We start from the raw sequence: 23,710 nt of genomic DNA, 5'->3' as shown, positions 1-23,710 counted from the left end.
ACCACCCTTTCCCGACACTGTCCGCGGTCAACGTTAGCCCCGGCGCTCATGCTATCGTTCCCGCCCCCATTGCAGCCTGCCCCGACTCATGGCCCAGATCTCTCGCCCCCTCCGCTTGACGTTCTATATCCTGGTGATTCTTGCTGGCACCGTGCTCAGCGCCGGCCTGGCCATGCGCCATGCAGAACGGCAGACGCTGGTGGAGGAAGCCGCCCGTGCCAATGAGCAGTTGGGGCTGTATGCCAACTCGCTGCATACCCTGATCGAACGCTATCGCGCCCTGCCGGCGGTCCTGGCCCTGGACCCGGAACTGCGCGCGGCGCTGCAGGGGCCTGTGGCCACCGAAACCCAGGACGCATTGAACCGCAAGCTGGAAAAGATCAATGGCGCGGCCCGCTCCTCGACCCTGGAGCTGCTGAACCATGAGGGCCTGGCCGTGGCCGCCAGCAACTGGCGCCTGCCCAGCAGCTACGTGGGCCACAACTACGGCTTTCGCCCCTACTTCAAGCAGACCCGCAGCCAGGGCAGCGGGCGCTTCTACGCGGTGGGCGTGACCAGCGGCATCCCGGGGTATTTCCTGGCCAGCGCAGTCAAGGCCGACAACCAGGACTTCCTCGGGGCCATGGTGGTCAAGCTGGAATTCCCCGAGCTGGAACATGAATGGAGCCAGGGCAACGACACCCTGCTGGTCAGCGATGCCCGGGGCATCGTGTTCATCGCCAACCAGCCCGGCTGGCGCTACCGGCACTTGCAGCCGCTGTCGAGCAACGACCTGGAAGAAATCAAGCTCACCCGCCAGTACGACAAACAGCCCCTGACCCCGCTGCAGCACCAGACGCTGCAACGCTTTGACGACAACAGCAGCCTGGCACGGGTCGAAGGCCCCGAGGGCCGCGCCAGCTACCTCTGGGAGTCCCTGCCGTTGGCCGCCGAAGGCTGGACCCTGCACCTGCTGCGCAAACCGCCGAATGCCTTCGAGGAAACCCGCAATGCCGGGCTTGCCGCCGCCGGTGCCTGGCTGACCCTGGTGTTCCTGCTGCTGTTCCTCAACCAGCGCTGGCGCCTGGGGAAAGTCCGCCAGCGCAATCGCCAGGAGCTGGAGCAACTGGTGGAGGAACGTACCCGCGATCTGCGCACCGCCCAGGAAGGCCTGGTGCAATCGGCCAAGCTCGCGGCCCTGGGGCAGATGTCCGCCGCCCTGGCCCACGAAATCAACCAGCCCCTGACCACCCAGCGCATGCAGCTGGCAACCCTCAGGCTGTTGCTGGATCACGGCCGGGTGGACGAAGCCTACAAAGCCCTGCGCCCACTGGACGACATGCTGACCCGCATGGCCGCCCTCACCAGCCACCTCAAGACCTTCGCCCGCAAGAGCCCCAGTGGCCTGCGAGAACGCCTGGACCTGACCGCTGTGGTGGACCAGTCGCTGCACTTGCTGGAAGCCCGGCTGCGTGCCGAAGACGTCGAAGTGGTGCTGCAACTGACCCACCCTGCCTGGGTCCGGGGCGACGCCATCCGCCTGGAACAGGTGCTGATCAACCTGCTGCGCAATGCCCTGGACGCCATGCAGGACAAACCGCATAAGCGCCTGGAGATCAGTCTCGAAGCCGAAGACCAGCTCTGGCAACTGCGGGTGGCCGACAACGGCGGCGGCATTGCCGAGGAACACTTGCTGAGCGTCTTCGATCCATTCTTCACCACCAAACCGGTGGGTGATGGCCTGGGGCTGGGGCTGGCGGTGTCCTATGCCATAGTCCACGAGCTGGGTGGCCGCCTGAGCGTGGCCAACCAGGAGCAAGGGGCGGTGTTCACCCTGAGCCTGCCCATCGACCTGGAGGCCCATATCCAATGCTGAACTCAGTGATCGTGGTGGACGACGAAGCCAGCATCCGTACCGCCGTCGAGCAGTGGCTGAGCCTGTCGGGCTTCGAGGTCCAGCTGTTCAGCCGGGCCGAGGACTGTCTGGCGCAACTGCCGAAGAACTTTCCCGGGGTGATCCTCAGCGATGTGCGCATGCCCGGCATCAGTGGCCTGGAACTGCTGGCCCAGGTCCAGCGCCTGGACCCGGACCTGCCGATCATCCTGCTCACAGGCCACGGCGATGTGCCCATGGCGGTGGAAGCCATGCGCGACGGGGCCTACGACTTCCTGGAAAAACCCTTCAGCCCCGACACCCTGCTCAGCAGCCTGCGCCGGGCCCTGGACAAGCGCCGCCTGGTCCTGGAAAACCGCCGCCTGCACCAACAGGCCGACAGCCGGGCCAAGCTCGACGCCACCTTGCTGGGGGTCTCCAGGGCCTTGCAGACCCTGCGCCGCCAGGTACTGGAACTGGCAGCCCTGCCGGTCAACGTGCTGATCCGCGGCGAGACCGGCAGCGGCAAAGAACTGATTGCCCGCTGCCTGCACGACTTCGGCCCGCGGGCCGGCAAGCCCTTCGTCGCCCTGAACTGCGCGGCGATCCCCGAGCAGTTGTTCGAGGCCGAGCTGTTCGGCCATGAAAGCGGTGCCTTCACCGGCGCCCAGGGCAAACGCGTCGGCAAACTGGAATACGCCGACGGCGGCACGCTGTTTCTCGACGAGATCGAAAGCATGCCCCTGGCCCAGCAGGTCAAGCTGCTGCGGGTGTTGCAGGAGCAGAAGCTGGAACGCCTGGGTTCCAACCAGAGCATCAAGGTCGACCTGCGGATCATCGCCGCCACCAAGCCCGACCTGCTGGACGAGGCCCGTGCCGGGCGTTTCCGTGAAGACCTGGCCTACCGCCTGACCGTGGCTGAACTGCGCCTGCCACCCTTGCGCGAGCGCCGCGAGGACATCCCACTGCTCTACGAGCACTTTGCCCAGAATGCCGGGGAACGCCTGGGGCGCAGCGTCGCGCCCTTGAGCGGCGCGCAACTGAGCCGCCTGCTCAGCCACGACTGGCCGGGCAACGTGCGCGAGCTGGCCAACGCCGCCGAGCGCCAGGTGCTGGGCCTGGGCCTGGGCGAGCCGGAACCCGACGCCATCGAACCCGGCCAGTCCCTGGCGGCGCAGCAGGAAGCCTTCGAGGCCCAATGCCTGCGCGCGGCCCTGAGCCGGCACAAGGGTGATATCAAGGCGGTACTCAACGAGCTGCAACTGCCCCGCCGGACTCTTAACGAAAAGATGCAGCGCCATGGACTGACCAGGGAACAGTTCCTCAAGGAGGAGTAACCCCTATAGGCTCCGGCTTGCCGGAGAATCAGCCCTCAAGCCCGGCCCCCCCATCGACGCCTTCGCCCACATGCCCAGGGGCACGGCCGCTTTCGGCAATTTCCCGCTTACCCGCAAGGTGCCGATAGGCGGATTTCCGCTCATTACTCCCGCCTCCCCCCCTCTAGCCCGGGCTTCTCGCCCTTGGCACAGGTCCTGCTATAGCCCCAGCAGGCTGCGCTCGCGCGCACTCCACAAAAACAATGAATAGAAGGGTCCTTCATGGATATCTCTAATACCCTGCCTGCCGGGTCGGCGGCTGCGCCCGCCACAGAAAAGACCACCGCCAGCCGCCTGAAGTCGATCTTCAGCGGTTCCGTGGGCAACATGGTCGAGTGGTACGACTGGTACGTCTACGCCGCCTTCTCGCTGTACTTCGCCAAAGTCTTCTTCCCCAAGGGCGACACCACCGCCCAACTGCTGAACACCGCCGCGATCTTCGCCGTGGGCTTCCTGATGCGCCCGATCGGTGGCTGGCTGATGGGGCTGTATGCCGACCGCAAAGGGCGTAAGGCCGCCTTGATGGCCTCGGTGCTGCTGATGTGCTTCGGCTCGCTGATCATCGCCCTGACCCCCGGTTACGAAACCATCGGCGTCGGCGCCCCCATCCTGCTGGTGCTGGCGCGCCTGATGCAGGGCCTGTCGGTAGGCGGTGAATACGGTACCTCGGCCACCTACCTCAGCGAGATGGCGACCAAGGAACGTCGTGGCTTCTTCTCCAGCTTCCAGTACGTGACCCTGATCTCCGGCCAGCTCATCGCCCTGGCGGTGCTGATCGTGCTGCAGAACATTCTGACCACCGAGGAGCTGCAGTCCTGGGGCTGGCGGATTCCGTTCGGCATCGGTGCCCTCTGCGCCGTGGTAGCCCTGTACCTGCGTCGCGGCATGGAAGAAACCGAGTCCTTCACCAAGAAGAAGGAAAAGCCCAAGGAAAGCCTGATGCGCACCCTGATGCGTCATCCCAAGGAGTTGATGACCGTGGTCGGCCTGACCATGGGCGGCACCCTCGCCTTCTATACCTACACCACCTACATGCAGAAATACCTGGTGAACACTGTCGGCATGAGCATCTCCGACTCCACCACCATTTCCGCCGCCACGCTGTTCCTGTTCATGTGCCTGCAACCGGTGATCGGTGCTCTCTCGGACAAGGTTGGCCGGCGCCCGATCCTGATTGCCTTCGGTATCCTCGGCACCCTGTTCACCGTGCCAATCCTCACCACCCTGCACACCATCCAGACCTGGTGGGGCGCGTTCTTCCTGATCATGGCGGCGCTGATCATCGTCAGCGGCTACACCTCGATCAACGCGGTGGTCAAGGCCGAGCTGTTCCCTACGGAAATCCGCGCCCTGGGCGTGGGCCTGCCGTACGCACTGACCGTGTCGATCTTCGGCGGTACCGCCGAATACATCGCCCTGTGGTTCAAGAGCATCGGCATGGAAACCGGCTATTACTGGTACGTCACCGCCTGCATCGCCTGTTCGCTGCTGGTCTACGCGACCATGAAAGACACCCGCAAGCATTCGCGGATCGAGACTGACTGAAAACAACAACGCCCGGGTGCAAGGCCCGGGCGCTTTTCGCGATCTGTGGGGAAGCTTTCGCCGGCAAGCCGGCTCCTACAGAGGCTGTACAGGTCAGGAAAGTTCGGCAGCGCCCTGGCGCCCATCGCGGCTCTGGGCCCAGGCCGCCCCCACGATCATCACCAGCAGGATTCCCGCCAATACCGCCGACGAGCCGATGGTGCCGAAATCCATGCCGCCTTTTTCGTGGGGTTTGGTGAGGAAGTCACCCAAGGTTGCGCCGAACGGCCGGGTCAATACGAAAGCGACCCAGAACAACAGCACCGACGAGAGCCTGGTGAAGTACTTGAGCAGCACCACCACGGCGATGGTCGAGCCGATCAACAGCGCCCCGCCGGCAAAGCCCAGCCCCGAATCGTCCGCCAGGTAGTCGCCGAGGGCGGTGCCCAGGGTGTTGGAAAACAGGATCGCCATCCAATAGAACATCTCGCCGCGAAAGGTCTGGATCTTGTTGACGTTCAGCGAGTCGCCACTCAGACGCCAGAGCGCGAAGATCGCCAGCAGAATACCGATCAGGATCAACGAGCCACTGGCATAGCCCAGGCCCAGGGTGCGGTCCATGAAATCCGACATGGTGGTGCCGGCGGTACTGGTGGAGAGGATCACGATCCAGTACAGCACCGGGTTGTAGGTCTTGGACCACAGCTGGGTGACCAGGGTCAGCAGGAACACACTGATCAGAATCATCGAGCTGATGGCATAACCCACATTCAGGGTCATCGACAGCAGGTCCCCCGCTGTTTCGCCGAGGGTGGTCGCGCAGATTTTCATGACCCAGAAGGCCAGGGTGATCTGGGGTAGCTTGTTCATTCGCAAAGGTGCTCCAAAGGTCGCATTCAAGGCGGCCTGTCTATGGACTGCAGGCCTGCGCGGAGGCTGAACGTCAAGGGGTGAAAAACAGGTAAGGCGCGGATGAAAAAATCGTTGAAATATTTTCTTACAGGCAATCTGCTCAATTAATGATCAGTTAATGCTGGATGCATAGCCTGCTAATGAATCCAAGTGGGTACTTGGCTCTTCTATGCAGTGAGGCTTGAACGCGGTATTTGGCGGCGAGGGCTGACCTCATAATCATCGATAAAGCAGATATTTATAAGCATTAATTTGCACTTTTATATCAACTTTACCGGAGTAGGATTCATCCCAAGCCCAACGTATTCACCTCAACGAACCCGGAGTCACCATCATGAAAAGCAAACTGATCCTCGCCCTGACCCTCTCGGTACTGGCTGCCAACACCTTCGCCGCTGATGGCTACGATCGCACCGGTTCCGCCACCTTCGCTGCCGATGGCTATGACCGCACCGGTTCCGCTACCTTCGCCGCCGATGGCTACGACCGCACCGGTTCCGCTACCTTCGCCGCTGATGGCTACGACCGCACCGGTTCCGCTACCTTCGCCGCCGATGGCTACGATCGCACCGGTTCCGCTACCTTCGCTGCCGATGGCTACGACCGCACCGGTTCCGCTACCTTCGCTGCCGATGGCTACGACCGTACCGGCTCCGCCACCTTCGCCGCTGATGGCTACGACCGCACCGGTTCCGCTACCTTCGCTGCCGATGGCTACGACCGCACCGGGTCCGCCACCTTCGCCGCTGATGGCTACGACCGCACCGGTTCCGCCACCTTCGCCGCTGATGGCTACGACCGTACCGGTTCCGCTACCTTCGCTGCCGATGGCTACGACCGCACCGGTTCCGCCAGCATCAGCTGATTGATGCACCTGACACCACAGCCCGGCCTTGGCCGGGCTTAGTCGTTTCTGGCCAGGGGAAAACACCCACAGCGTGGAACGCTCAAGGGCCAGGACGCTGGAATTGGGCGATTGCGCACTGCACTATGACGCCCTTACCCCGCCCCAAGCAGGAACCTTGAGCCATGCCCGACGATATCCACTTTTACCAACCTGCCCTGGGCCACGGCCTGCCCCACGACCCGTTCAATGCCATCGTCGGCCCGCGCCCCATCGGCTGGATCTCTTCCCAGGATCGCGAGGGTCGCCTGAACCTGGCGCCCTACAGCTTCTTCAACGCCTTCAACTACATTCCACCGATCATCGGTTTCTCCAGCGTCGGGCGCAAAGACAGCCTGAACAATATCGAGCAGACCGGCGAGTTCGCCTGGAACCTGGCCACCCGACCTCTGGCCGAGCAGATGAACCAGAGCTGCGCCGCAGTCCCGGCCGAGGTAAACGAGTTCGAACTGGCCGGCCTGACCCCCGTGGCGTCGAAAGTCATCAGCGTGCCCCGGGTAGCCGAGAGCCCGGTGTCCTTCGAGTGCAAGGTCACCCAGATCATTCAATTGCAGCGGGCGGACAAGGAACTGGTGCCGAGCTGGCTGATCCTCGGCGAAGTGGTCGCCGTGCATATCGCCAAGTGGCTGCTCAAGGACGGGATCTACGACACCGCCGCGGCAGAGCCGATTCTGCGCGGCGGCGGGCCGGCGGATTACTTCCAACTGGGGCCAGAGGCTCTGTTCAGGATGCACCGCCCGGGGGCAGTCAAATAGCGCTTGGACTCAGTAGCTCTTCCAGCTCAATTCGCCGTCCTGATCGACGTCGGCCAACTGTTCGAGTTGTTGTGCGGCAGCCTGGTCGGCGTCATGCGCCGTCTTGAATTTCTGCTCATCCAGGACTTTATGAAAGCGTGGTGCGCTTGATGCGCCGAGAGCCTTGACGGCGATGGCGGCGCTGTATCCCCCCTCCCCTGGAACCACAGCGGAAACTGCTTCGTAGTGTGCAAACTCTTTGCGTGCCATGTTGCGAGTCCTGGCCAATGAAAAGTCGGCCATTCTAAACCTTCAACTGGCCAGCTTGTGCACCGGCGCCTGCTGTAGTTGCGGATATTCGCCATGGGCTTGCAGCGCCGACACGGTACTGAAGGTATGAAAATCCAGGCTGTTGACCACCAGGTCCTGCACCAGCTCGGCAAAGATCGCCATGGCCGGGGAATTGAAATAGGCCGTCATCGCCTGCTGGCTGCTCCAGAAACCGGACACCAGCCACAGGTCGGCATCGCACTGCGAATGCTGCAGGGCAAAATGCAGGCAACCACAAGCCTGGCGGGACGGTTCGATCAGGCTGCTCAAGCGCGCACCCAGCTCCTTGGAACGCCCGGCCCGGGCTCGGACAAAGGCCATGTGACTGACGGGAATATGCGTGGACATGTGCGACCCTCCCAGGGTGTTGTCGAGGCAGCCATGGGACGGGCTGCGACAGGATCAACGATACGGGGCAGGCCCTCGCGCGCGTTAGTCGATTTCTGCCGTTGATTTGCCCAATCCTGCGACAAGCCCTTTGCTCCCTCCCCGACTCCGCGCCATTGGGCAAAAGCATGACAACGGTGTTTCAAGCAAGTGAAGCTCAGGAGCATCGGCTGATCTTGCCTATCGCGCGCGCAAGCAGCAGGATCAGGCAAGTTTTACGCAGGATTCGCCTACCCGCGCTTCTTGCACAAACTTAAGCTGTGCCGACTGCAAACACTCGGAGGCTGCCCCATGCCATCACTGGAAACCCCGCCACCGCCCCTGGCCCCGGAGATGGAACGGCAGCGCGTGGAACTGGCCGCGATCATTGCACGCAACACCGCCGAGGACGGCAGCTACGCCACGGCCATCGACTCGTTGTTCGTCTCGCGCCACAGCAGCTCTCATCAATTCGGTTCGGTGCTGGCACAGCCGGCGCTGTGCATCATGGCCCAGGGCCGCAAGGAAGTACGCCTGGCCGATGAAAGCTACAACTACGACCCCTTGAATTACCTGGTGGTCTCGGTTTCCGTCCCCCTGAGCGGCAAGGTGGCGATCGTTTCACCAGAGGAGCCGATCCTGGCCCTGCGCCTGGACATCGACCCCGGGGAAATCAATGCATTGATTGCCGATGCCGGCCCCATCGGCGTACCCGCCCGGCCTACCGGGCGCGGCCTGTACGTGGAGCGCCTGGACCCGGCGATGCTCGATGCGGTGTTGCGCCTGACCCGCCTGCTGGACACCCCGAAAGACATCGCCATGCTCGCGCCGCTGGTACGCCGGGAAATTCTCTATCGCCTGCTGCGCAGCCCCCAAGGCCACCGCCTGTATGAGATCGCCACCGCCAACAGCCAGGGCCACCGGGTCAACCAGGCCATCAAGTGGCTCAACGGCAATTTCGTGCACCCGTTGCGCATCGATGATCTGGCCCGGGAGGTGAACCTGAGCGTCTCGACCCTGCACCACCGCTTCAAGGCCATGACCGCCATGAGCCCGCTGCAGTACCAGAAACAGTTGCGCCTGCAAGAAGCCCGGCGGCTGATGCTGGCCGAGGGGCTGGAGGCTTCGGTAGCGGGCTATCGGGTGGGTTATGAAAGCCCGTCGCAGTTCAGCCGCGAGTACAGCCGCTTGTTCGGCGCGCCGCCGTTGCGGGATATGGCGCGCCTGCGGGTGAGCAACTGAGGCCTGCCTAACGAGCGCGGATCACATGCTTGATTTCCTGAAAGGCCTGTAGCCCCCAGGGCCCCAGTTCACGACCGATGCTGCTCTGCTTATAGCCGCCCCACGCCGTCTGGGGAAAGATCACCTGGGGCGCATTGACCCATACCAGACCGGCCTGCAGGGCATTGGCCACTTGCTCGGCATGCGCTGCATCCGCTCCCACTACGCTCGCCACCAGGCCGAACTCGCTGTCATTGGCCATTTCGATGGCCTGCTGCTCGTTGCTGAAACTGCGCACGCAGAGCACCGGGCCAAAGATCTCCTCACGCCATAGCGCACTGTCCAGCGGCACCTCGGTGAACACCGTGGGCTGGATGAAATACCCCTGCTGCAAGCCGGCCGGGCGGCCACCGCCGCAGACCAGCTTGGCCCCCACATTCAAGCCTTCCTCGATATGGGCCTGCACCCGCCGGTATTGCGCCTGATTGACCAGCGCGCCCATTTCCACCTCCGGGTCGAACGGGTCGGCCACACGAATGGCTTCGGCGCGGGCCTTGAGGCGCAACAGGAACTCATCGGCCAACTCATCGGCCACCAGCACCCGGCTGGTGGCCGAGCACATCTGCCCGGCGTTGAAGAAGCCGCCGCCACAGGCCAGCTCCACCGCCAGATCCAGATCGGCATCCGCCAGCACCAGCAACGACGACTTGCCCCCCAGCTCCAGGCTCACGCCCTTGACGGTTTCCGCCGCGCGTTGCATCACCTGGACCCCCACGGCGTTGCTGCCGGTGAAGGAGATTTTCGCCACTCGCGGGTCGGCTGCCAGGGGCGCGCCCACCGCCAGGCCGGTGCCGCAGACCAGGTTGAACACGCCCCGGGGCAAGCCGCTACCGGCGATGATTGCCGCCAGTTCCAGCTCCGGCAAAGGGGTGACTTCGGAGGGCTTGAGCACCACGCTGCAACCGGCGGCCAGGGCCGGAGCGAGCTTCCAGGCGGTGGTGACCATGGGGAAGTTCCACGGCACGATCAGCCCGACGATGCCACAGGGCTCGCGGCGCAGGCGGGCACTGAAGGCCTCGCTGGGCAGTGCCACGTTGGCGTCCTGAGCGGCATCCAGGCCTTCGGCCAGCCCGGCGTAGTACTCGAAGGTGGCAATCACATCGTCCACATCCATGGCGGCCTCGAACTGCGGCTTGCCGTTGTTGCTCGACTGCAGGTGCATCAGTCGCTCCCGGCGTTCGGCCACCCCGGCAGCAATCCGTCGCAGGACCGCGGCACGTTCAGCCCCGCTGCTGTGCGACCAACGCGCAAGGCCGGCGCTGGCAGCGCACAGCGCCTGCTCCACGGCCTCGGGACCGCCACCGGCAACCTGGGCCAGTACGCCCTCGGTGCTGGGGTTGATCACCTGCAGATGCTCGCTGCCCGCCAACCATTGGCCGTCGATGTACAGCCCGTTCAACAGGGGTTGCGCGCTCATGCCTGTACTCCTTGGGTCCAGCGGTTCTGATCGACCTCTATCAGGGTCGGGCCCTGGCGATCCGCCGCCGAGCGCAGCGCAGCGCGCAGTTGCTCGACGCTGTCGATGCGCTCGGCGGCGCAACCCAGGCCCTTGGCCACGGCAATGAAATCCGGGGTGTAGATGTCGACGCCCACCGGCTCGATGGCGCGATTGACCATGTATTTCTTGATCTCTTCGTAGCCCTGGTTATTCCACAGCAGGACGATGATCGGGGTGCGAGCCTCCACCGCGCAGGCCAGTTCCGAAAGGGTGAACTGCAAGCCACCATCGCCGATCAGGCAGGCCACCGGCCGTCGCTGGCTGGCGTGCGAACCGCCGCCGAGCCAGGCGCCAATGGCCGCCGGCAAGGCATAACCCAGGGTGCCGTAGCCGGTGGAGGAGTTGAACCAGCGTCGTGGCTGCTCGGGGTTGAAGGTCAGGTTGCCGCTGTACACCGGCTGGGTGGAATCGCCCACCAGGACAATCTCCGGCAGTTCCTGGACCACGGTCTGCAGAAACAGGGTCTGGGCCTGGGTCGGGCCGTCCCAGAGCTGGCTCAGCTCACTGCGCAAGGCGGCGGCGCGGACCTGGCCCCAGTCGCTGCGACGCGCTGCCAATTCCAGCCCGGCAAGTTGCGCCAGCAGCGCTTCGGCAGCGATCCGGGCGTCGGCCACCAGTGCCACTTTCGGCGGATAGTTGCGCACGGTCTGGTCGGCATCGATATCGATACGCAGCAGGGTAGCGGGAATCTCGAAACCACCGGCGAAGGTCACGTCGTAATCGGTTTCCGCCAGCTCGGTGCCAATGGCCAAGACCACATCGGCCTCGGCCACCAGGGCCCGGGTCGCCACCATGGACTGGGTGGAACCGATCAGCAGCGGATGCGCCGAAGGCAGCATGCCCTTGGCATTGATGGTCAGGGCCACCGGCGCTTGCAACAGCTCGGCCAGGCGGGTCAGGGCCGGGGCGGCATCGATGGCGCCCCCGCCCGCGAGAATCAGCGGCCGCTTGGCACTGGCCAGCAGTTGGCTCATCTGCGCGACAGCGGCCGGGGCGGCGCCGGCGCGGGCGATCTGCACCGGCTCGCTGGTCAACAGGTGGTCGGCGTCCTGGACCAGCACATCGAGGGGAATCTCGATATGCACGGGGCGTGGGCGCCCGGCCTGGAACAGGGCAAAGGCCCGGGCCAGCACCGCTGGCAACTCGTCGGCACACATCAGGGTGTGGGAAAACGCCGCCACGCCACTGACCAGCGCACTCTGGTTGGGCAGCTCGTGGAGCTTGCCGCGCCCGCCCCCCAACTGGCTGCGGGCCTGCACGCTGGAGATCACCAGCATGGGAATCGAATCGGCGTAGGCCTGGCCCATGGCGGTGGTGATGTTGGTCATGCCGGGGCCGGTGATGATGAAGCACACACCGGGCTTGCCGCTGGTTCGGGCGTAGCCGTCGGCCATGAAGCCGGCGCCTTGCTCATGGCGCGGAGTCACATGATGGATGGGCGAACGGGCCAGGCCGCGATACAGCTCCACAGTGTGTACCCCGGGAATGCCGAACACCTGCTCGACGCCATAACCTTCCAGTAGCTTGACCAGTACTTCACCGCACGTCGCCATCTCATCGCCCTTCTTATTGGAGGAAAACCGCACGTCGGCCACAGGCTGGAAAACGCCTGCGGGCGCCGATAGAGGGGCTATTGGAACGGTGGGCCTGTAGCCGCAACAATGGATAAAAAGTCATACTAGCCATGTCCCCACGTCATGCCTCGGCCAGCCATGAAACGCCTTCCTCCCTTGCCCGCGCTGCACACTTTTCTGATCACCGCCCAGTGCTGCAACTTCACTCGCGCCGCCGAGCAGTTGCACATCACCCAGGGAGCGGTGAGCCGGCAGATCGCCGGGCTGGAAAGTCACCTGGGCTATCCGTTGTTCCTGCGCCAGGCCCGGGGCCTGAGCCTCACCGCCGAGGGGCTGGAATGGCTGCCACGGGTGCAGCAGGTGTTCGAAATGATCAATGGCGCGGTGGACGAGATCGGCGGCCAGAAGCGCAACCTGCGGCTCAAGGCCCCGACCTGCGTGATGCGCTGGCTGCTGCCGCGGTTGCTGCAGTGGCAGAAGGAGCGCCCCGATGTGCCGGTGCAACTGACCACCACCATTGCCCATGGCGTGGATTTCGGCCGCGAGCCGTTCGACGCCGCGGTCATGTACGGCGCGCCACCGGCACCGACCCTGGGCTCGCGACACCTGTTCAATGAACAGCTGACTCCGGTCTGTTCCCGGCCCCTGCTGGAAGGCCCGGTGCCGCTGACGAGCCCCAGAGACCTGCAACAGCACCTGCTGCTGCACCCCTCCCATGATCAGCGGGACTGGCAGACCTGGCTCAAGGCCGCTGGCACGCCCCTGGACACCCTGGGCAAGGGCCAGCACTTCGAGACCCTGGACCTGGCGATGTCCGTGGCCTCCCAGGGCACAGGCGTGGCGATTGGCGACTGGGCATTGATTGGCGATGACCTGAGTGCCGGGCGGCTGGTCATGCCCTTTGAATTGAAGGTGCCGACAGGGCAGGCGTATTACCTGGTGTACCCGGAGCGCCCGGGGCCTTCGCCGGCCCTGCAGGAACTGCTGGACTGGCTGGTGGAACAGGCCCGACAGCGCTGAAATACCGGCAGGCAGCGAAAAGCCCCACGAGGGGCCTTCAACGCTTGCCGGAACAACCCGGTAGCCGCCTGCAGCAGGCGGCTAACGGGTCAATCGGCCAGTGATCAGTAGCCGACGGTGAAACGCTGACGGCTATGGGCGGGCTTTTCCACCTCGTCGAGCATGGCGATGGCGTAGTCGGCAAAAGTGATCCAGCTACGGCCCTCTGCGCTGACCAGCAGGTCGTCCTGGCCCAGGCGGAAGTGCCCGGTACGCTCACCCTCGACGAACTCCGCCGATGGCGAAAGAAAGGTCCAGTCCAGGTCCTGCTCCTTGCGCAGGGTCTCCAGGTACACCCCGCCGGCGCTGGCTTCGGCCTTGTATTCCTCCGGGAAGCCCGGGCTATCGATGACCTTGCTGCCACCCGGCAGCAACAGCGAACCGGCACCGCCTACCACCAGCAGGCGCTTGACCCCGGCCTTTTTCACCGGGTCGATGATGGCATTGGCAGCGATGCTGGAAAAATGCGCCGCGCTGATCACCACATCGTGACCGGCCACCGCCGCTTGCAGCGCGGCACTGTCGGCCACATCCACATCGCGGCTGACCACGCCGGCACGCGAACCGATCTTCGCCGTGTTGCGGGCGATGGCTGTCACGCTGTGGCCGCGACGCAGGGCTTCTTCCAGCAGTTGGCTACCGGCACGGCCGGTGGCACCAATGATTGCGATCTTGCTCATGACATGTCTCCAGTTGGCTAAGAGAGTACAGAGGCATCCGCCCCCACAAGGGAGTGGGTCAAACCGTTTTCACCACTTCATTTCGCCCTTGGCGACCTTGGCGCTCAGCTCCAGGGAGCTGTCCTCGCCCAGGTCCGGGTAACGCTTTTTCATGGTCGCGATCAGCTCGGCGGAATCCTTGGCCTTGGCGGTTTCCTCGTCGAAGGCCTTGATGTAGTCCGCGGTGAAGTGCACCGGGGCCAGGGAACGCGCGCTGTCACCGAGGAAGTGCCCGGGAATCACGGTCTTGGGTTGCAGGCTGTCGATGGTCTTGAGGGTAGCCAGCCAGTCCGCATGGGACTGCGGGGTCTGGGTATCGGCCATCCACACGTGGATGTTTTCCGCGACCACCACGCCACCGACCACCGCCTTGATCGACGGGATCCACACAAAGCTGCGGTCCGGCTGCTTGCCGTCCAGGCCAATGACGTCGAGCTTCTGCCCTTCCAGGGTCAGGCTGTGGCCCTTGAGCACGCCCGGCACGATGGTCTTGGCCGGTACGTCGGCGCCCATTTTCGGGCCCCAGAACGCCAGCTTGCCATCCACCGTGGCCTTGATGTGATCCACGGTCGGCTGCGAAGCCACCACCTTGGCGTCGGGGAAGGCGGCGGTCAGGGTGTCGAGGCCGAAGTAGTAGTCCGGGTCACCATGACTGATGTAGATGGTGGTCAAGTGCTTGCCGCTGGCGCGGATCTTGTCCACCAGTTGCTGGGCCTGGGACTTGCCGAACTGGGCGTCCACCAGGATCGCGTCCTTCTTGCCGCTGACCAGCACCGAGGTCACCGGGAAGATTGCGTTGGCGCCCGGGTTGTAGACATCCAGGCTCAGGGTCGGCTCGGCGGCCGCGGCATGGGCGGCAAAGCCCAGGGTGGCAGTGGCCAGCAGCAAGCGTTTGAGTGAAGTGAATCCGATCATGAGGGCAGCTCCGGCATCTGTTGGCTGGGTTGGGATGGACAGAGCTTAGTTGCCAGACTCGTTACAAAAAATGCGATGCTTGAACATAGTTTGTTTCTGAAAGCGGGCAAATCATGGATCGTCTCCAAGCAATGCGGGTCTTCGTCACCGTCGTCGACCTGGGCAGCCAGTCGGCCGCCGCCGATCACCTGGACCTGTCGCGTCCGGTGGTGTCACGTTATCTGGCGGAATTGGAGGACTGGGTCGGCGCCCGGCTGATGCACCGAACCACGCGCAAGCTCAGCCTGACCGCCGCCGGCGGTGAGATCCTGCCCCGCTGCCGGCAGATGCTGGAGCTGTCCAGCGACATGCAGGCCGCGGTCGGCGAGCCGGACGATGCACCCCGCGGCCTGCTGCGCATCAGCGTCAGTACCTCGTTCGGCCAGTCGCAACTGGCGGATGCCGTGGCCGACTACGTCAAGCGCTACCCGGGGGTCAGCATCGACCTGCAGATGCTCGATCGCACGGTAAACCTAGTGGATGAACGCATTGACCTGGCGATCCGTACCAGCAATGACCTGGACCCGAACCTGATCGCCCGGCGCCTGACGGTCTGCCGCTCAGTGATCTGCGCCTCGCCGGCCTATCTGCGAGAGCACCCCGCGCCCCAGCGGGTGGAGGAACTGAACCGGCACAACTGCCTGACCCACTCCTACTTCGGCAAGAGCCTGTGGCATTTCGAACAGGATGGCGAACAGGTATCGGTGCCGGTGCAGGGCAACATCAGCGCCAACGAGGCCAGCACGCTGCTGCGCACCACCATGGCCGGCGCCGGGATCGCCATGCTGCCCAGCTACCAGGCTGGTGAGTACATCAAGCGTGGAGAGCTGGTACGCCTGCTGCCCCACGCCGAACCGCGCACGATGAACATGTACGCGGTCTATGCCTCGCGCAAGCACATGCCGGCGACTTTGCGCAGCATGCTCGACTTCCTGGTCCTCAGGTTTCCCCTGCAACCGCTCTGGGATGACGGTTTGTAGGCAGAGACTCGGCGCTGGCCGGGCTGCTCGATCCAGCTGCTGAATACCCTGCCAAACAGGTCGGGCAAGCCCCCGCAACTGACCTATGCTGATAACAGTACCCCTTTAAACCAAAGGGGTATGGGTTCAGAGGTCGTTGCCATGAACGTCAAGATAAGAAGGTACCTGGCCATCTTCATGACCTGCACCGTGACCCTGGCGCTATACGGTACTGCCGCTTATCGCGTGGAGCAGGCGCGCATGCAACCGCGCAACTACGCCAGTTGCAACCTGGAGCGCTGCATGCCCCACAACGCCACCTTGAACGCCCTCAGGTGAGCGTCAGCGAATCGGCGTCGCCGGCCTGATCGGCCTTCAGGCGGTCGCGAAATACCTTGGGCGAGATCCCCTCCCGGCGCCGGAACAGCCGGGTGAAGTTGGTGGGGTCGGAAAACCCCAGGTCCGCGGAAATCTCGTAGATGGTCATCCCGGTGTAGGTCAGCAGCCGCTTGGCTTCCAGTAGCTGGCGTTCGTGCATGATCTGCAGCGCCGGCTGCCCTGCCAGTTCACGGCAGGTGCCGTTGAGGTGCGACACTGAAATGCCCAGCTTGTGGGCCAAGTCCTCGACCTTCACATGCTCGCGGTAATGGGCTTCCACCAACTGGATGAAGCCATTGAAATACTCACGGGCCCGCTGGGGACGCCGGCTGGCACTGCTGCGCTGCAACGCCTGGCGCCCGACCCAGACCACAATCATGCTGACCAGCGCATGCATGAGCATTTCCCGAGCCGGCTGCTGCCCCTGGTACTCCTGCTGCAAGGCGGCGAACAAACCGTTCAGGTACGCCTCGTCTGCCCCCGTCGGATATCCCTCGGGCCTGGCCAGGGTATTTTGCCCCTGCCCCAGTTGGGTTTGCAGATGGCTTACCAGCGGCGCTGCCAGCGTTACCACATAACCTTCTATGTCTTCGGAAAACCGGAAGCCATGGACCGACAGCGGCGGCAGGACCTGGACCATCGATTTGTCCAGCAGGGTACGCTGGCCTTCGATCTCCAGTTCCGCCTGCCCACGGTATACAAACAGCAACTGGCAGAGGTCGGCATGCCGATGGGGCTTGATTTCCCAATGGTGCTCGCGGCTGCGCTGGCTGATGGGCTCGCAATGAAGCAGGTCCGGGGTGGGCCAGTCCAGGCTCTCGCCATAGAGCTTGAACACCGGAATCGACGCAAGGGCAGGCTTGTTCATCACTACAGTCCAGGCCTCAGTGTGACGGGCGACGGGGGCGCCAGCGGGCGAACCATCAGACAACCGCCAGGGCTCTTCGATAAACGAATACGCCCAGGCGAAATACAAGCAACAGCAACATCAATGGACATTGACCGGGCCGGTGTTCAGAGCACCAGCCCAGTGCCGGGCACTATACAGAATGCGTCCCATTACCAGCTAATTCCCGCCGAATAATCTGCGTTTTCGTCTGGCCGCCCAGGTCTTCACAGAGCATCGTTCCCATCAGTTAAGCCCAGATGAAAAATCCCCGGAGACTTCCTTGTATGGCTATCTAGTAGGCTCCTATCTAGTACACTGAAGCGCACTTCCACCGGCCTTGCTCCGCCGGGTCAATCTCTGCCCGCAGGTTCTTTCGTGACCCACTTCCAACAGCCCGTCTCGCCCAAACCGGCCATTCGCAGCGTGCTGATCGCCCTGATGCTGGCGATCTTTCTCGGTGCCCTGGACCAGACCATCGTCGCCGTCTCCATGCCGGCCATTTCCGCCCAGTTCAAGGACGTCGGCCTGCTGGCCTGGGTGATCTCCGGCTACATGGTGGCGATGACCGTGGCAGTGCCCATCTACGGCAAGCTCGGCGACCTCTACGGCCGCCGCCGCTTGATGCTGTTCGGCATGGGGCTGTTCACCCTGGCCTCGCTGTTCTGCGGCCTGGCACAGAACATGGAGCAACTGGTGCTGGCGCGGATTATTCAGGGTATCGGCGCCGGCGGCATGATCTCAGTGAGCCAGGCCATCATTGGCGACATAGTTCCGCCTCGGGAGCGCGGTCGCTACCAGGGCTACTTCAGCAGCATGTACGCAGTGGCCAGCGTCGCCGGCCCGGTGCTGGGCGGCTACATGACCGAATTCCTTTCCTGGCGCTGGGTGTTCCTGATCAACCTGCCTCTGGGCCTGGGCGCCTGGTGGGTGGCGCATCGCACTCTGATCGGGCTGCCGGTGCCCCAGCGCAAGCCGATCATCGACTACCTCGGTACCGTGCTGATGATCATCGGCCTGACCGCCCTGCTGCTGGGTATCACCCAGGTAGGCCAGGGCTATTCCTGGCGCAGCGCCGAAGTGCTCGATCTGCTGGCCATCGCGGTTATCGTCCTGGCGCTGTTCGTCTGGCATGAGCGCCGGGCCCGGGAACCCCTGCTGCCGATGCACCTGTTCACCAACCGCAACGCGCTGCTGTGCTGGTGCACGATCTTCTTCACCAGCTTCCAGGCCATTTCCCTGATCGTGCTGATGCCGCTGCGCTTCCAGAGCATCACCGGCGCCGGGGCCGACAGTGCCGCCCTGCACCTGCTGCCGCTGGCCATGGGTCTGCCAATGGGCGCCTATTGTGCCGGGCGCCTGACCTCGGTCACCGGGCGCTACAAGCCGATGATCCTCAGTGGCGCGCTGCTGATGCCGCTGTCGATCCTCGGCATGGCCCTGGTGCCGCCGCAGTCGGAGCTGCTCAGCGGCCTGTTCATGCTGCTCTGCGGGATCGCCGGCGGCATGCAGTTCCCCACCTCCCTGGTGGGCACGCAGAACTCGGTGGAGCAACGGGATATCGGCGTGGCCACCAGCACCACCAACCTGTTCCGCGCCCTCGGCGGGGCGGTGGGCGTGGCGCTGATGTCGGCGTTGCTGCTGGCCTTGCTCCAGGATTCCAGCCTGGCCCATCTCGGTGGCGCCGGGCTGATGGTTGAAGGGCACTCCGGCAATGCCCTGCTGGAAGGCCTGAACGCCGCCCCCGGCCCGGCGCGGGACGCCTTGCGAGCCGAGTTGCTGACGACCTTCAAGCATCTGTTGCTGGTCAGTGCCGGGGTATCCCTGCTGGGGCTGGCAGCGGCGATCGCCATGCCCAATCGCCTGCTGCGCGGTCGTGAAGACAAGGCGCGTTAACCCGCCCCGGGTCCTGTAGCCGCTTTGGTCGAAGCGCTCCAGCCTTTGCTGAAGCAGCCTGCGGCAGCGGCTGCAGGGCAGCATGATCAAGGGCTGTAGTAGCCCACCGCAACCAGCAGATTCCCTACCTTGCGCAGGTAGGCGTGCTTGTCCTCCACCTTGCCGGTTACCGGGTTCTTCCAGCGGTATTGGTATTCGCCCTGATCCTCGCGAGCCATGAGCGCCAGCATCGGCTCGCCCACCGGCTTGCCTTCGGGATCCCTGATCTTGGCGAAGTCGGTGTTGAGCAAACGCAGGTTGGTGCCATGGGCCAGGTAGCGCCGGCTGTCCATGTCCACCACGAACACGTACAGATCGTCTTCAAGAAAACCGCCCTGCAACTGGTTGATCGCCTTGAGCGTGCCGTTGCGGTCCGTGCTCAGGGCCGTGGCAGCCCTCTCCAACAATGCCCTGGCCTGCTCGGCCGACGCCCGGGGCTGGTAGTAACCCACCGCCAGGATGCGTTCGCCGACCCGCTGGAAATACACATGCTTGCGCTCGATCTTGCCGTCGGCCCAGTTCTGCCAGCGGTACTCGGCCTGCTGGATGCCATTGCCCTCGGGCGTCTTCAACGCTTGCTTGAACGCCTTGCGCAGGTCCGGCCCCAGGACTTGCGACACATCACGGCCAATCAACGCCGACGAGGGACCGCCACTGGCCAGCATCACGCCTTGGGTATCCACCACGAACACATAGCGGTCGTGGTCGACGAACTCGCCCTGGCGGCTGAAGGCAGCGAATGCCTTGTCGCCCTGATCGTGGTAGTAGCCCAGGGCCTTTTCCAGCAGCGCCCGGGCCGCCGCGCCATCATCCACCGACGGCGCCGCCTGCAGCGGGCCCAAGCACAACAGCAGCAGCCAGCCCACCCAGGTATTTCCAAGCCACAGTCTCATCGCCCGCTCCTCGTTCGTGTTGGCGTTCGAAGAGCGTAGACGGCTGCAGGATATGCGGAAACATTCAGCACACGGGGGGTGAACCGACGCCTTCCCACGCCAGGCGTGGGAAGGCGGCCCCCATCAAGGGCGGGTGTTGATCTGCTGCTGCAGGTTCTGGATCTGGCTTTGCAGCGTGTTGATGTTGCGGGTCACCTGGCCGCGAAAGGCGTCGAACTCGGCAGTGCTGGCACCGTTTTGCGCAGCGGCGGGACGGTTGTCCTGCTGGCTCTTGAGCACGATCAGGTCCTGTTCCAGACGCTCGATGGCGGCGCTCGGATTGCCCTGTTTCTTCAGCGTGGCCAGGTCGGCGCCCAGGCTCTTGAGCTGGGCATCGACCTTGCCGTTGTCGGTCTGGGCGCTTTTCAGGCTCGCCAGTTCACCGCTCAAGGCTTTCACCTGGGCCTGCAACTGGCTGTTGGCTGCTTGCTGCTCGGCGGTCTGCGCGCTCATCTGCGCCAGGCGCTTGTCCAGATCGGTGGCCTGCCCCGCCACGCCCTGCTGCTGTCGGCTCTGGTCCTGCAGGCGGCTCTCCAGTTGCTTGATCTGCAGCTTCAGCGCTTCGCTGTCGGTGGTGACATTGGTCTGGCTGGCCACCACCTTGCCGGAGATGTCCTGCAGGCGTCCGGCCGCTTCCTCACTGATCCTGGCGAAGCTTTCCTGGGTCGCCACCAATTGCTGTTCCATCAGCGAAATCTGCTGGAAGCTCCACCAGGCAAGGCCGATGAAGGCAAAGAACAAGGCGCCCACCAATGCCCAGAGCGGGCCGGTGCTGGGGCTCTTGACCTTGACTACCGGCGTGCCGCGCGAATGCACGGAGGTACGCTCGCGGGCAGCGCTGGTGGTGGGGAAGACATCGTCGTCGAGAGGATCGGCGCGCAGACTGGGAACGTCGTCGAAGTCATCGTTTGCATCGTTACGCATGGGGCAACCTTTGTGAAACGCGGTGGTGGCTGAGTGCGGCGAGTATAAACCGCTAATCCGCCCGGCCAATGGACCGGGCCGGGCAAACTCGGTTCAGTCTTTGGTTTCAGCTTATGTCCTGGGCTTTCCACCAGGCGCAGAACTCATCCAGGGCCGCCCACAGGCTGACCTTGGGCTCATAGCCGAGATAATGCCGAGCACGGCTGATATCCAGGGTGAAATTCTTGTTCATGACCTGCATTCCCAGGCGCGACAGAGTCGGCTCCGGCCGCCCCGGCCAGAGCTTGCAGACACCTTCGTTGAGCGCCGCCACGCCATAAGCCAGGCCGAAGGAGCGATAACGGGTGACTTGCGGCACCTGCATCTGGCGCATCACATAATTGACCACATCCCACAAAGGCACCGGTGTGCCGTTGCTGATGTTGTAGGCCTTGCCCAAGGCCGAGCCGCTGGCGTGCAGGCTGCTGAACAACGCCTCGTTGAGGTTGTGCACACTGGTGAAATCGACCTTGTTCAGGCCGTTGCCGACAATGGCCAGGCGGCCCTTGCGCTGCATCTTCAACAGCCGCGGGAAGATGCTCATGTCGCCGGCGCCGGTGACGAAGCGCGGGCGCAGGGCAAGCACTTCAAGGCCGAACTCCTGGGCGCCGAAGACCTTTTGCTCGGCCAGGTACTTGGTGGCCGCATAAGGATGCCGGAAGCGCTTGGGCACTTGTTCCTCGGTCAACCCCAGGTGATCCCGGCCGTCGAAGTAGATCGAGGGCGAAGACAGGTGCACCAGCCGCTGCACCCGCTGCTTGAGGCAGGCTTCGACCACGTTTTCGGTGACCAGCACATTGCCCTGGTGGAAGTCCTGGTAGCGCCCCCACAAGCCCACGGCACCGGCGCAATGCACCACGCTGTCGACGTCGCGGCACAGCTCGCGCACCAGATCGGCATCGCTCAGGTCACCCTGGACGAACTCAGCGCCACGGCGCACCAGATGCTCCACGGCTTCGGCGCGACGGCCATTGACCCGCACCTCCAGGCCCTGCTCAAGGGCAAAGCGGGCGAAGCGCCCGCCGATGAAGCCGCTTGCGCCGGTAACCAGAATCTTCATGAAATATTCCTAAGAAAGCAGTGACGAGCTACGAGCTACAAGCTGCAAGTTAAAAATCAGTGCGCAAGCTGTCTACTTGCAGCTTGTCGCTTGACGCTTACGGCTGCTCCCAGGGCACCAGCCATTGTGCCGACAAACGTGCCAGGTGCTCGGTGAGCAGCCCCAGCAATTGGCCGCCGTTGCGCCAATGATGCCAGTACAGCGGCACATCGATGGGTTTATCCGGCAACAGCTCCAACAGCAGGCCTCGCTCGAGCTGCTCGCGGACCTGCAACTCGGGCACCAGCCCCCAGCCCAGGCCGGCCTCGGTCAGGCGAATGAAGCCCTCGGAAGACGGGCACAGATGATGCTCGAAAGCACCGTCCACGCCCAGGGAAGCCAGGTAGCGATGCTGCAGGAAATCGTCGGGGCCAAACACCAGCGCCGGTGTGCGCGGCAACTGCTCGGCACGCACGCCCTGGGGAAAATGCCGGGTGATGAATTCCGGGCTGGCCATGGCCCGGTAGCGCATGGCCCCCAGCAGCAGGCTGCGGGCCCCGGCCACCGGGCGCTCGCTGGCACAGACGCAGGCCGCCACTTCCCCGGCGCGCATGCGCTTGAGGCCGACGGTCTGGTCTTCCACCACCAGGTCCAGGAGCAGATGGTGCTCGGCGCAAAAATCGCCCACTGCGCCAGCCCACCAGGTGGCCAGGCTGTCGGCGTTGAGGGCGATGCGCAAGCGCTCCGGCAGGCCCTCCTCGTCCAGGGCCGGCACCAGGCTTTGCAGGTCGCGCTCCAGCAGGCGCACCTGCTGCACATGGTTGAGCAGGCGCCGGCCGATTTCCGTCGGCGCTGGCGGCGTCACCCGCACCAACACTGGCTGGCCGACCCGGGCCTCCAGCAGTTTGATCCGCTGGGAAATCGCCGACTGTGACAAACCCAGCACCTGGGCCGCCCGCTCGAACCCTGCCTGCTCGATCACTGCGGCCAAGGCCGAGAGCAACTTGTAGTCGAACATCAGTTTTCCTAATGAGAGATCAGTAATATTGGTTTTTCTTATACAACCTGGGCCGGGAAAATAGCCAGCGTAAAGCCTCAGCAATGCCTCTTCGTTCAAGGATTCCGTTCATGGCCGGTGAAACCTCCCTCGCAACCCTGCTGCGCAGCATGAGCCCGCAGCTCAATGACGGCGAGTACGTGTTCTGCTCCCTCTCCGACCGCAGCCTGCTGCAGGACTGCGAAGTGCTGGGCAGTTTTCGCGAGCGCGAAGGCCTGACCGTGATTCTCCGGCGCCAGCAGGCCGAGCGCCTGGGCTTGGGCTTCGACTATGTAGCCGCCTGGATCACCCTCAACGTGCATTCGGCGCTCGAAGCCGTGGGCCTGACCGCTGCCTTCGCCGGGGCCCTGGGCAAGGCCGGGATCAGTTGCAACGTGATCGCCGGCTACTACCACGACCACCTGTTTGTCGGCCAGGCGGATGCCGGGCGGGCCATGCAGGTATTGCAACAACTGGCCGCCGGCGAGGAGCAATAACC

General features: G+C 64.0%; 23 protein-coding genes. 11 read left to right on the top strand and 12 right to left on the bottom strand.

Annotated elements, in window-relative coordinates:
* Positions 1 to 88: 88 nt before the first annotated feature.
* From AC1RL5_RS21185 to AC1RL5_RS21175, 3 genes are all read left to right on the top strand, one after another.
* Positions 89 to 1,855 (top strand): ATP-binding protein, encoded by a 1,767-nt coding sequence (locus AC1RL5_RS21185; protein ID WP_492589446.1) that lies wholly within the window; start codon positions 89 to 91, stop codon positions 1,853 to 1,855.
* Entirely contained in the window at positions 1,849 to 3,189 is a 1,341-nt protein-coding gene (locus AC1RL5_RS21180; protein WP_492589448.1) for a sigma-54-dependent transcriptional regulator, read from the top strand. Before AC1RL5_RS21185 ends, AC1RL5_RS21180 begins: the two co-directional genes overlap by 7 nt.
* 261 nt (positions 3,190 to 3,450) lie before the next feature.
* Complete coding sequence (locus tag AC1RL5_RS21175; protein WP_011063058.1) at positions 3,451 to 4,773, top strand: MFS transporter; 1,323 nt, start codon at positions 3,451 to 3,453, stop codon at positions 4,771 to 4,773.
* 93 nt (positions 4,774 to 4,866) lie between these two features.
* On the opposite strand, the gene AC1RL5_RS21170 is transcribed toward AC1RL5_RS21175, so the two are convergent.
* Positions 4,867 to 5,622, bottom strand: coding sequence for a COG4705 family protein (locus AC1RL5_RS21170; RefSeq protein ID WP_072450818.1), 756 nt, complete (start codon positions 5,620 to 5,622; stop codon positions 4,867 to 4,869).
* Between the two features lie 376 nt (positions 5,623 to 5,998).
* Here AC1RL5_RS21170 and AC1RL5_RS21165 point away from each other — a divergent pair, with 376 nt between their 5' ends.
* Positions 5,999 to 6,529: a heme utilization protein gene (locus AC1RL5_RS21165; RefSeq protein WP_492589449.1), complete on the top strand. Its 531-nt coding sequence runs from the start codon at positions 5,999 to 6,001 to the stop codon at positions 6,527 to 6,529.
* Between the two features lie 164 nt (positions 6,530 to 6,693).
* Entirely contained in the window at positions 6,694 to 7,323 is a 630-nt protein-coding gene (locus AC1RL5_RS21160; protein WP_011063061.1) for a flavin reductase family protein, read from the top strand.
* A gap of 9 nt (positions 7,324 to 7,332) precedes the next feature.
* Here the strand turns inward: AC1RL5_RS21160 and AC1RL5_RS21155 are convergent, their stop codons facing one another.
* Positions 7,333 to 7,605, bottom strand: a complete 273-nt coding sequence (locus tag AC1RL5_RS21155; protein ID WP_041119660.1) for a hypothetical protein — start codon at positions 7,603 to 7,605, stop codon at positions 7,333 to 7,335.
* 9 nt (positions 7,606 to 7,614) lie between these two features.
* Positions 7,615 to 7,980: a putative quinol monooxygenase gene (locus AC1RL5_RS21150; RefSeq protein WP_011063063.1), complete on the bottom strand. Its 366-nt coding sequence runs from the start codon at positions 7,978 to 7,980 to the stop codon at positions 7,615 to 7,617.
* A gap of 330 nt (positions 7,981 to 8,310) precedes the next feature.
* On the opposite strand from AC1RL5_RS21150, the gene AC1RL5_RS21145 reads away from it, so the two are divergent.
* Positions 8,311 to 9,240, top strand: a complete 930-nt coding sequence (locus AC1RL5_RS21145; RefSeq protein ID WP_015636791.1) for an AraC family transcriptional regulator — start codon at positions 8,311 to 8,313, stop codon at positions 9,238 to 9,240.
* Positions 9,241 to 9,247: 7 nt separating this feature from the next.
* Here the strand turns inward: AC1RL5_RS21145 and AC1RL5_RS21140 are convergent, their stop codons facing one another.
* The gene (locus tag AC1RL5_RS21140) at positions 9,248 to 10,696 is read right to left on the bottom strand and encodes an aldehyde dehydrogenase family protein (RefSeq protein ID WP_492589450.1); all 1,449 of its coding nucleotides are present in this window, start codon (positions 10,694 to 10,696) and stop codon (positions 9,248 to 9,250) included.
* Positions 10,693 to 12,330 (bottom strand): 5-guanidino-2-oxopentanoate decarboxylase, encoded by a 1,638-nt coding sequence (locus tag AC1RL5_RS21135; RefSeq protein ID WP_011063066.1) that lies wholly within the window; start codon positions 12,328 to 12,330, stop codon positions 10,693 to 10,695. The genes AC1RL5_RS21140 and AC1RL5_RS21135 overlap by 4 nt, the downstream gene beginning before the upstream one ends.
* A gap of 159 nt (positions 12,331 to 12,489) precedes the next feature.
* Between AC1RL5_RS21135 and AC1RL5_RS21130 the strand changes: the two genes are divergently transcribed.
* On the top strand, positions 12,490 to 13,371 hold the full coding sequence (locus AC1RL5_RS21130) for a LysR substrate-binding domain-containing protein (RefSeq protein ID WP_011063067.1): 882 nt from the start codon (positions 12,490 to 12,492) through the stop codon (positions 13,369 to 13,371).
* 104 nt (positions 13,372 to 13,475) lie between these two features.
* On the opposite strand, the gene AC1RL5_RS21125 is transcribed toward AC1RL5_RS21130, so the two are convergent.
* Positions 13,476 to 14,090, bottom strand: coding sequence for an NAD(P)-dependent oxidoreductase (locus tag AC1RL5_RS21125; protein WP_011063068.1), 615 nt, complete (start codon positions 14,088 to 14,090; stop codon positions 13,476 to 13,478).
* Positions 14,091 to 14,159: 69 nt separating this feature from the next.
* Entirely contained in the window at positions 14,160 to 15,044 is an 885-nt protein-coding gene (locus AC1RL5_RS21120; protein ID WP_377706575.1) for an MBL fold metallo-hydrolase, read from the bottom strand.
* Between the two features lie 113 nt (positions 15,045 to 15,157).
* On the opposite strand from AC1RL5_RS21120, the gene AC1RL5_RS21115 reads away from it, so the two are divergent.
* Together AC1RL5_RS21115 and AC1RL5_RS21110 are read left to right on the top strand one after the other, a co-directional pair.
* Positions 15,158 to 16,063 (top strand): LysR family transcriptional regulator, encoded by a 906-nt coding sequence (locus AC1RL5_RS21115; RefSeq protein ID WP_207239646.1) that lies wholly within the window; start codon positions 15,158 to 15,160, stop codon positions 16,061 to 16,063.
* A gap of 141 nt (positions 16,064 to 16,204) precedes the next feature.
* Positions 16,205 to 16,381, top strand: coding sequence for a hypothetical protein (locus AC1RL5_RS21110; protein WP_492589451.1), 177 nt, complete (start codon positions 16,205 to 16,207; stop codon positions 16,379 to 16,381).
* Here AC1RL5_RS21110 and AC1RL5_RS21105 read toward each other — a convergent pair.
* Positions 16,374 to 17,288 carry a helix-turn-helix domain-containing protein gene (locus AC1RL5_RS21105; protein WP_011063072.1) on the bottom strand — a complete coding sequence of 305 codons (915 nt, stop codon included), beginning with the start codon at positions 17,286 to 17,288 and terminating at the stop codon, positions 16,374 to 16,376. The genes AC1RL5_RS21110 and AC1RL5_RS21105 overlap by 8 nt on opposite strands.
* Before the next feature lie 396 nt (positions 17,289 to 17,684).
* Between AC1RL5_RS21105 and AC1RL5_RS21100 the strand changes: the two genes are divergently transcribed.
* A complete protein-coding gene (locus tag AC1RL5_RS21100; RefSeq protein ID WP_072450823.1) occupies positions 17,685 to 19,202 on the top strand; it encodes an MDR family MFS transporter in 1,518 nt (505 codons plus the stop codon).
* A gap of 86 nt (positions 19,203 to 19,288) precedes the next feature.
* Here AC1RL5_RS21100 and AC1RL5_RS21095 read toward each other — a convergent pair whose 3' ends face one another.
* From AC1RL5_RS21095 to AC1RL5_RS21080, 4 genes are all read right to left on the bottom strand, one after another.
* The gene (locus tag AC1RL5_RS21095; protein WP_015636798.1) at positions 19,289 to 20,134 is read right to left on the bottom strand and encodes a cache domain-containing protein; all 846 of its coding nucleotides are present in this window, start codon (positions 20,132 to 20,134) and stop codon (positions 19,289 to 19,291) included.
* A gap of 123 nt (positions 20,135 to 20,257) precedes the next feature.
* Positions 20,258 to 21,097 (bottom strand): coiled-coil domain-containing protein, encoded by an 840-nt coding sequence (locus tag AC1RL5_RS21090; protein WP_011063075.1) that lies wholly within the window; start codon positions 21,095 to 21,097, stop codon positions 20,258 to 20,260.
* Between the two features lie 106 nt (positions 21,098 to 21,203).
* Positions 21,204 to 22,196 carry an NAD-dependent epimerase/dehydratase family protein gene (locus AC1RL5_RS21085; RefSeq protein WP_072450825.1) on the bottom strand — a complete coding sequence of 331 codons (993 nt, stop codon included), beginning with the start codon at positions 22,194 to 22,196 and terminating at the stop codon, positions 21,204 to 21,206.
* A 97-nt stretch (positions 22,197 to 22,293) separates the two neighbouring features.
* On the bottom strand, positions 22,294 to 23,193 hold the full coding sequence (locus AC1RL5_RS21080) for a LysR family transcriptional regulator ArgP (RefSeq protein WP_492589452.1): 900 nt from the start codon (positions 23,191 to 23,193) through the stop codon (positions 22,294 to 22,296).
* 110 nt (positions 23,194 to 23,303) lie between these two features.
* On the opposite strand from AC1RL5_RS21080, the gene AC1RL5_RS21075 reads away from it, so the two are divergent.
* Positions 23,304 to 23,708 carry an ACT domain-containing protein gene (locus tag AC1RL5_RS21075; protein ID WP_492589453.1) on the top strand — a complete coding sequence of 135 codons (405 nt, stop codon included), beginning with the start codon at positions 23,304 to 23,306 and terminating at the stop codon, positions 23,706 to 23,708.
* Positions 23,709 to 23,710: the final 2 nt, after the last annotated feature.

Source organism: Pseudomonas sp. GW822-FHT06D10, assembly GCF_058799535.1.
The sequence above is the reverse complement of the archived record's forward strand: the minus strand, read 5'-3'. Positions and strand labels throughout refer to the sequence as shown.

Bases quoted from the DNA above. Each gene is read 5' to 3' on its own strand.
- AC1RL5_RS21185 (WP_492589446.1), top strand. From the start codon at position 89: ATGGCCCAGATCTCTCGCCCCCTCCGCTTGACGTTCTATATCCTGGTG.
- AC1RL5_RS21180 (WP_492589448.1), top strand. From the start codon at position 1,849: ATGCTGAACTCAGTGATCGTGGTGGACGACGAAGCCAGCATCCGTACC.
- AC1RL5_RS21175 (WP_011063058.1), top strand. From the start codon at position 3,451: ATGGATATCTCTAATACCCTGCCTGCCGGGTCGGCGGCTGCGCCCGCC.
- AC1RL5_RS21170 (WP_072450818.1), bottom strand. From the start codon at position 5,622: ATGAACAAGCTACCCCAGATCACCCTGGCCTTCTGGGTCATGAAAATC.
- AC1RL5_RS21165 (WP_492589449.1), top strand. From the start codon at position 5,999: ATGAAAAGCAAACTGATCCTCGCCCTGACCCTCTCGGTACTGGCTGCC.
- AC1RL5_RS21160 (WP_011063061.1), top strand. From the start codon at position 6,694: ATGCCCGACGATATCCACTTTTACCAACCTGCCCTGGGCCACGGCCTG.
- AC1RL5_RS21155 (WP_041119660.1), bottom strand. From the start codon at position 7,605: ATGGCCGACTTTTCATTGGCCAGGACTCGCAACATGGCACGCAAAGAG.
- AC1RL5_RS21150 (WP_011063063.1), bottom strand. From the start codon at position 7,980: ATGTCCACGCATATTCCCGTCAGTCACATGGCCTTTGTCCGAGCCCGG.
- AC1RL5_RS21145 (WP_015636791.1), top strand. From the start codon at position 8,311: ATGCCATCACTGGAAACCCCGCCACCGCCCCTGGCCCCGGAGATGGAA.
- AC1RL5_RS21140 (WP_492589450.1), bottom strand. From the start codon at position 10,696: ATGAGCGCGCAACCCCTGTTGAACGGGCTGTACATCGACGGCCAATGG.
- AC1RL5_RS21135 (WP_011063066.1), bottom strand. From the start codon at position 12,330: ATGGCGACGTGCGGTGAAGTACTGGTCAAGCTACTGGAAGGTTATGGC.
- AC1RL5_RS21130 (WP_011063067.1), top strand. From the start codon at position 12,490: ATGAAACGCCTTCCTCCCTTGCCCGCGCTGCACACTTTTCTGATCACC.
- AC1RL5_RS21125 (WP_011063068.1), bottom strand. From the start codon at position 14,090: ATGAGCAAGATCGCAATCATTGGTGCCACCGGCCGTGCCGGTAGCCAA.
- AC1RL5_RS21120 (WP_377706575.1), bottom strand. From the start codon at position 15,044: ATGATCGGATTCACTTCACTCAAACGCTTGCTGCTGGCCACTGCCACC.
- AC1RL5_RS21115 (WP_207239646.1), top strand. From the start codon at position 15,158: ATGGATCGTCTCCAAGCAATGCGGGTCTTCGTCACCGTCGTCGACCTG.
- AC1RL5_RS21110 (WP_492589451.1), top strand. From the start codon at position 16,205: ATGAACGTCAAGATAAGAAGGTACCTGGCCATCTTCATGACCTGCACC.
- AC1RL5_RS21105 (WP_011063072.1), bottom strand. From the start codon at position 17,288: ATGAACAAGCCTGCCCTTGCGTCGATTCCGGTGTTCAAGCTCTATGGC.
- AC1RL5_RS21095 (WP_015636798.1), bottom strand. From the start codon at position 20,134: ATGAGACTGTGGCTTGGAAATACCTGGGTGGGCTGGCTGCTGCTGTTG.
- AC1RL5_RS21090 (WP_011063075.1), bottom strand. From the start codon at position 21,097: ATGCGTAACGATGCAAACGATGACTTCGACGACGTTCCCAGTCTGCGC.
- AC1RL5_RS21085 (WP_072450825.1), bottom strand. From the start codon at position 22,196: ATGAAGATTCTGGTTACCGGCGCAAGCGGCTTCATCGGCGGGCGCTTC.
- AC1RL5_RS21080 (WP_492589452.1), bottom strand. From the start codon at position 23,193: ATGTTCGACTACAAGTTGCTCTCGGCCTTGGCCGCAGTGATCGAGCAG.
- AC1RL5_RS21075 (WP_492589453.1), top strand. From the start codon at position 23,304: ATGGCCGGTGAAACCTCCCTCGCAACCCTGCTGCGCAGCATGAGCCCG.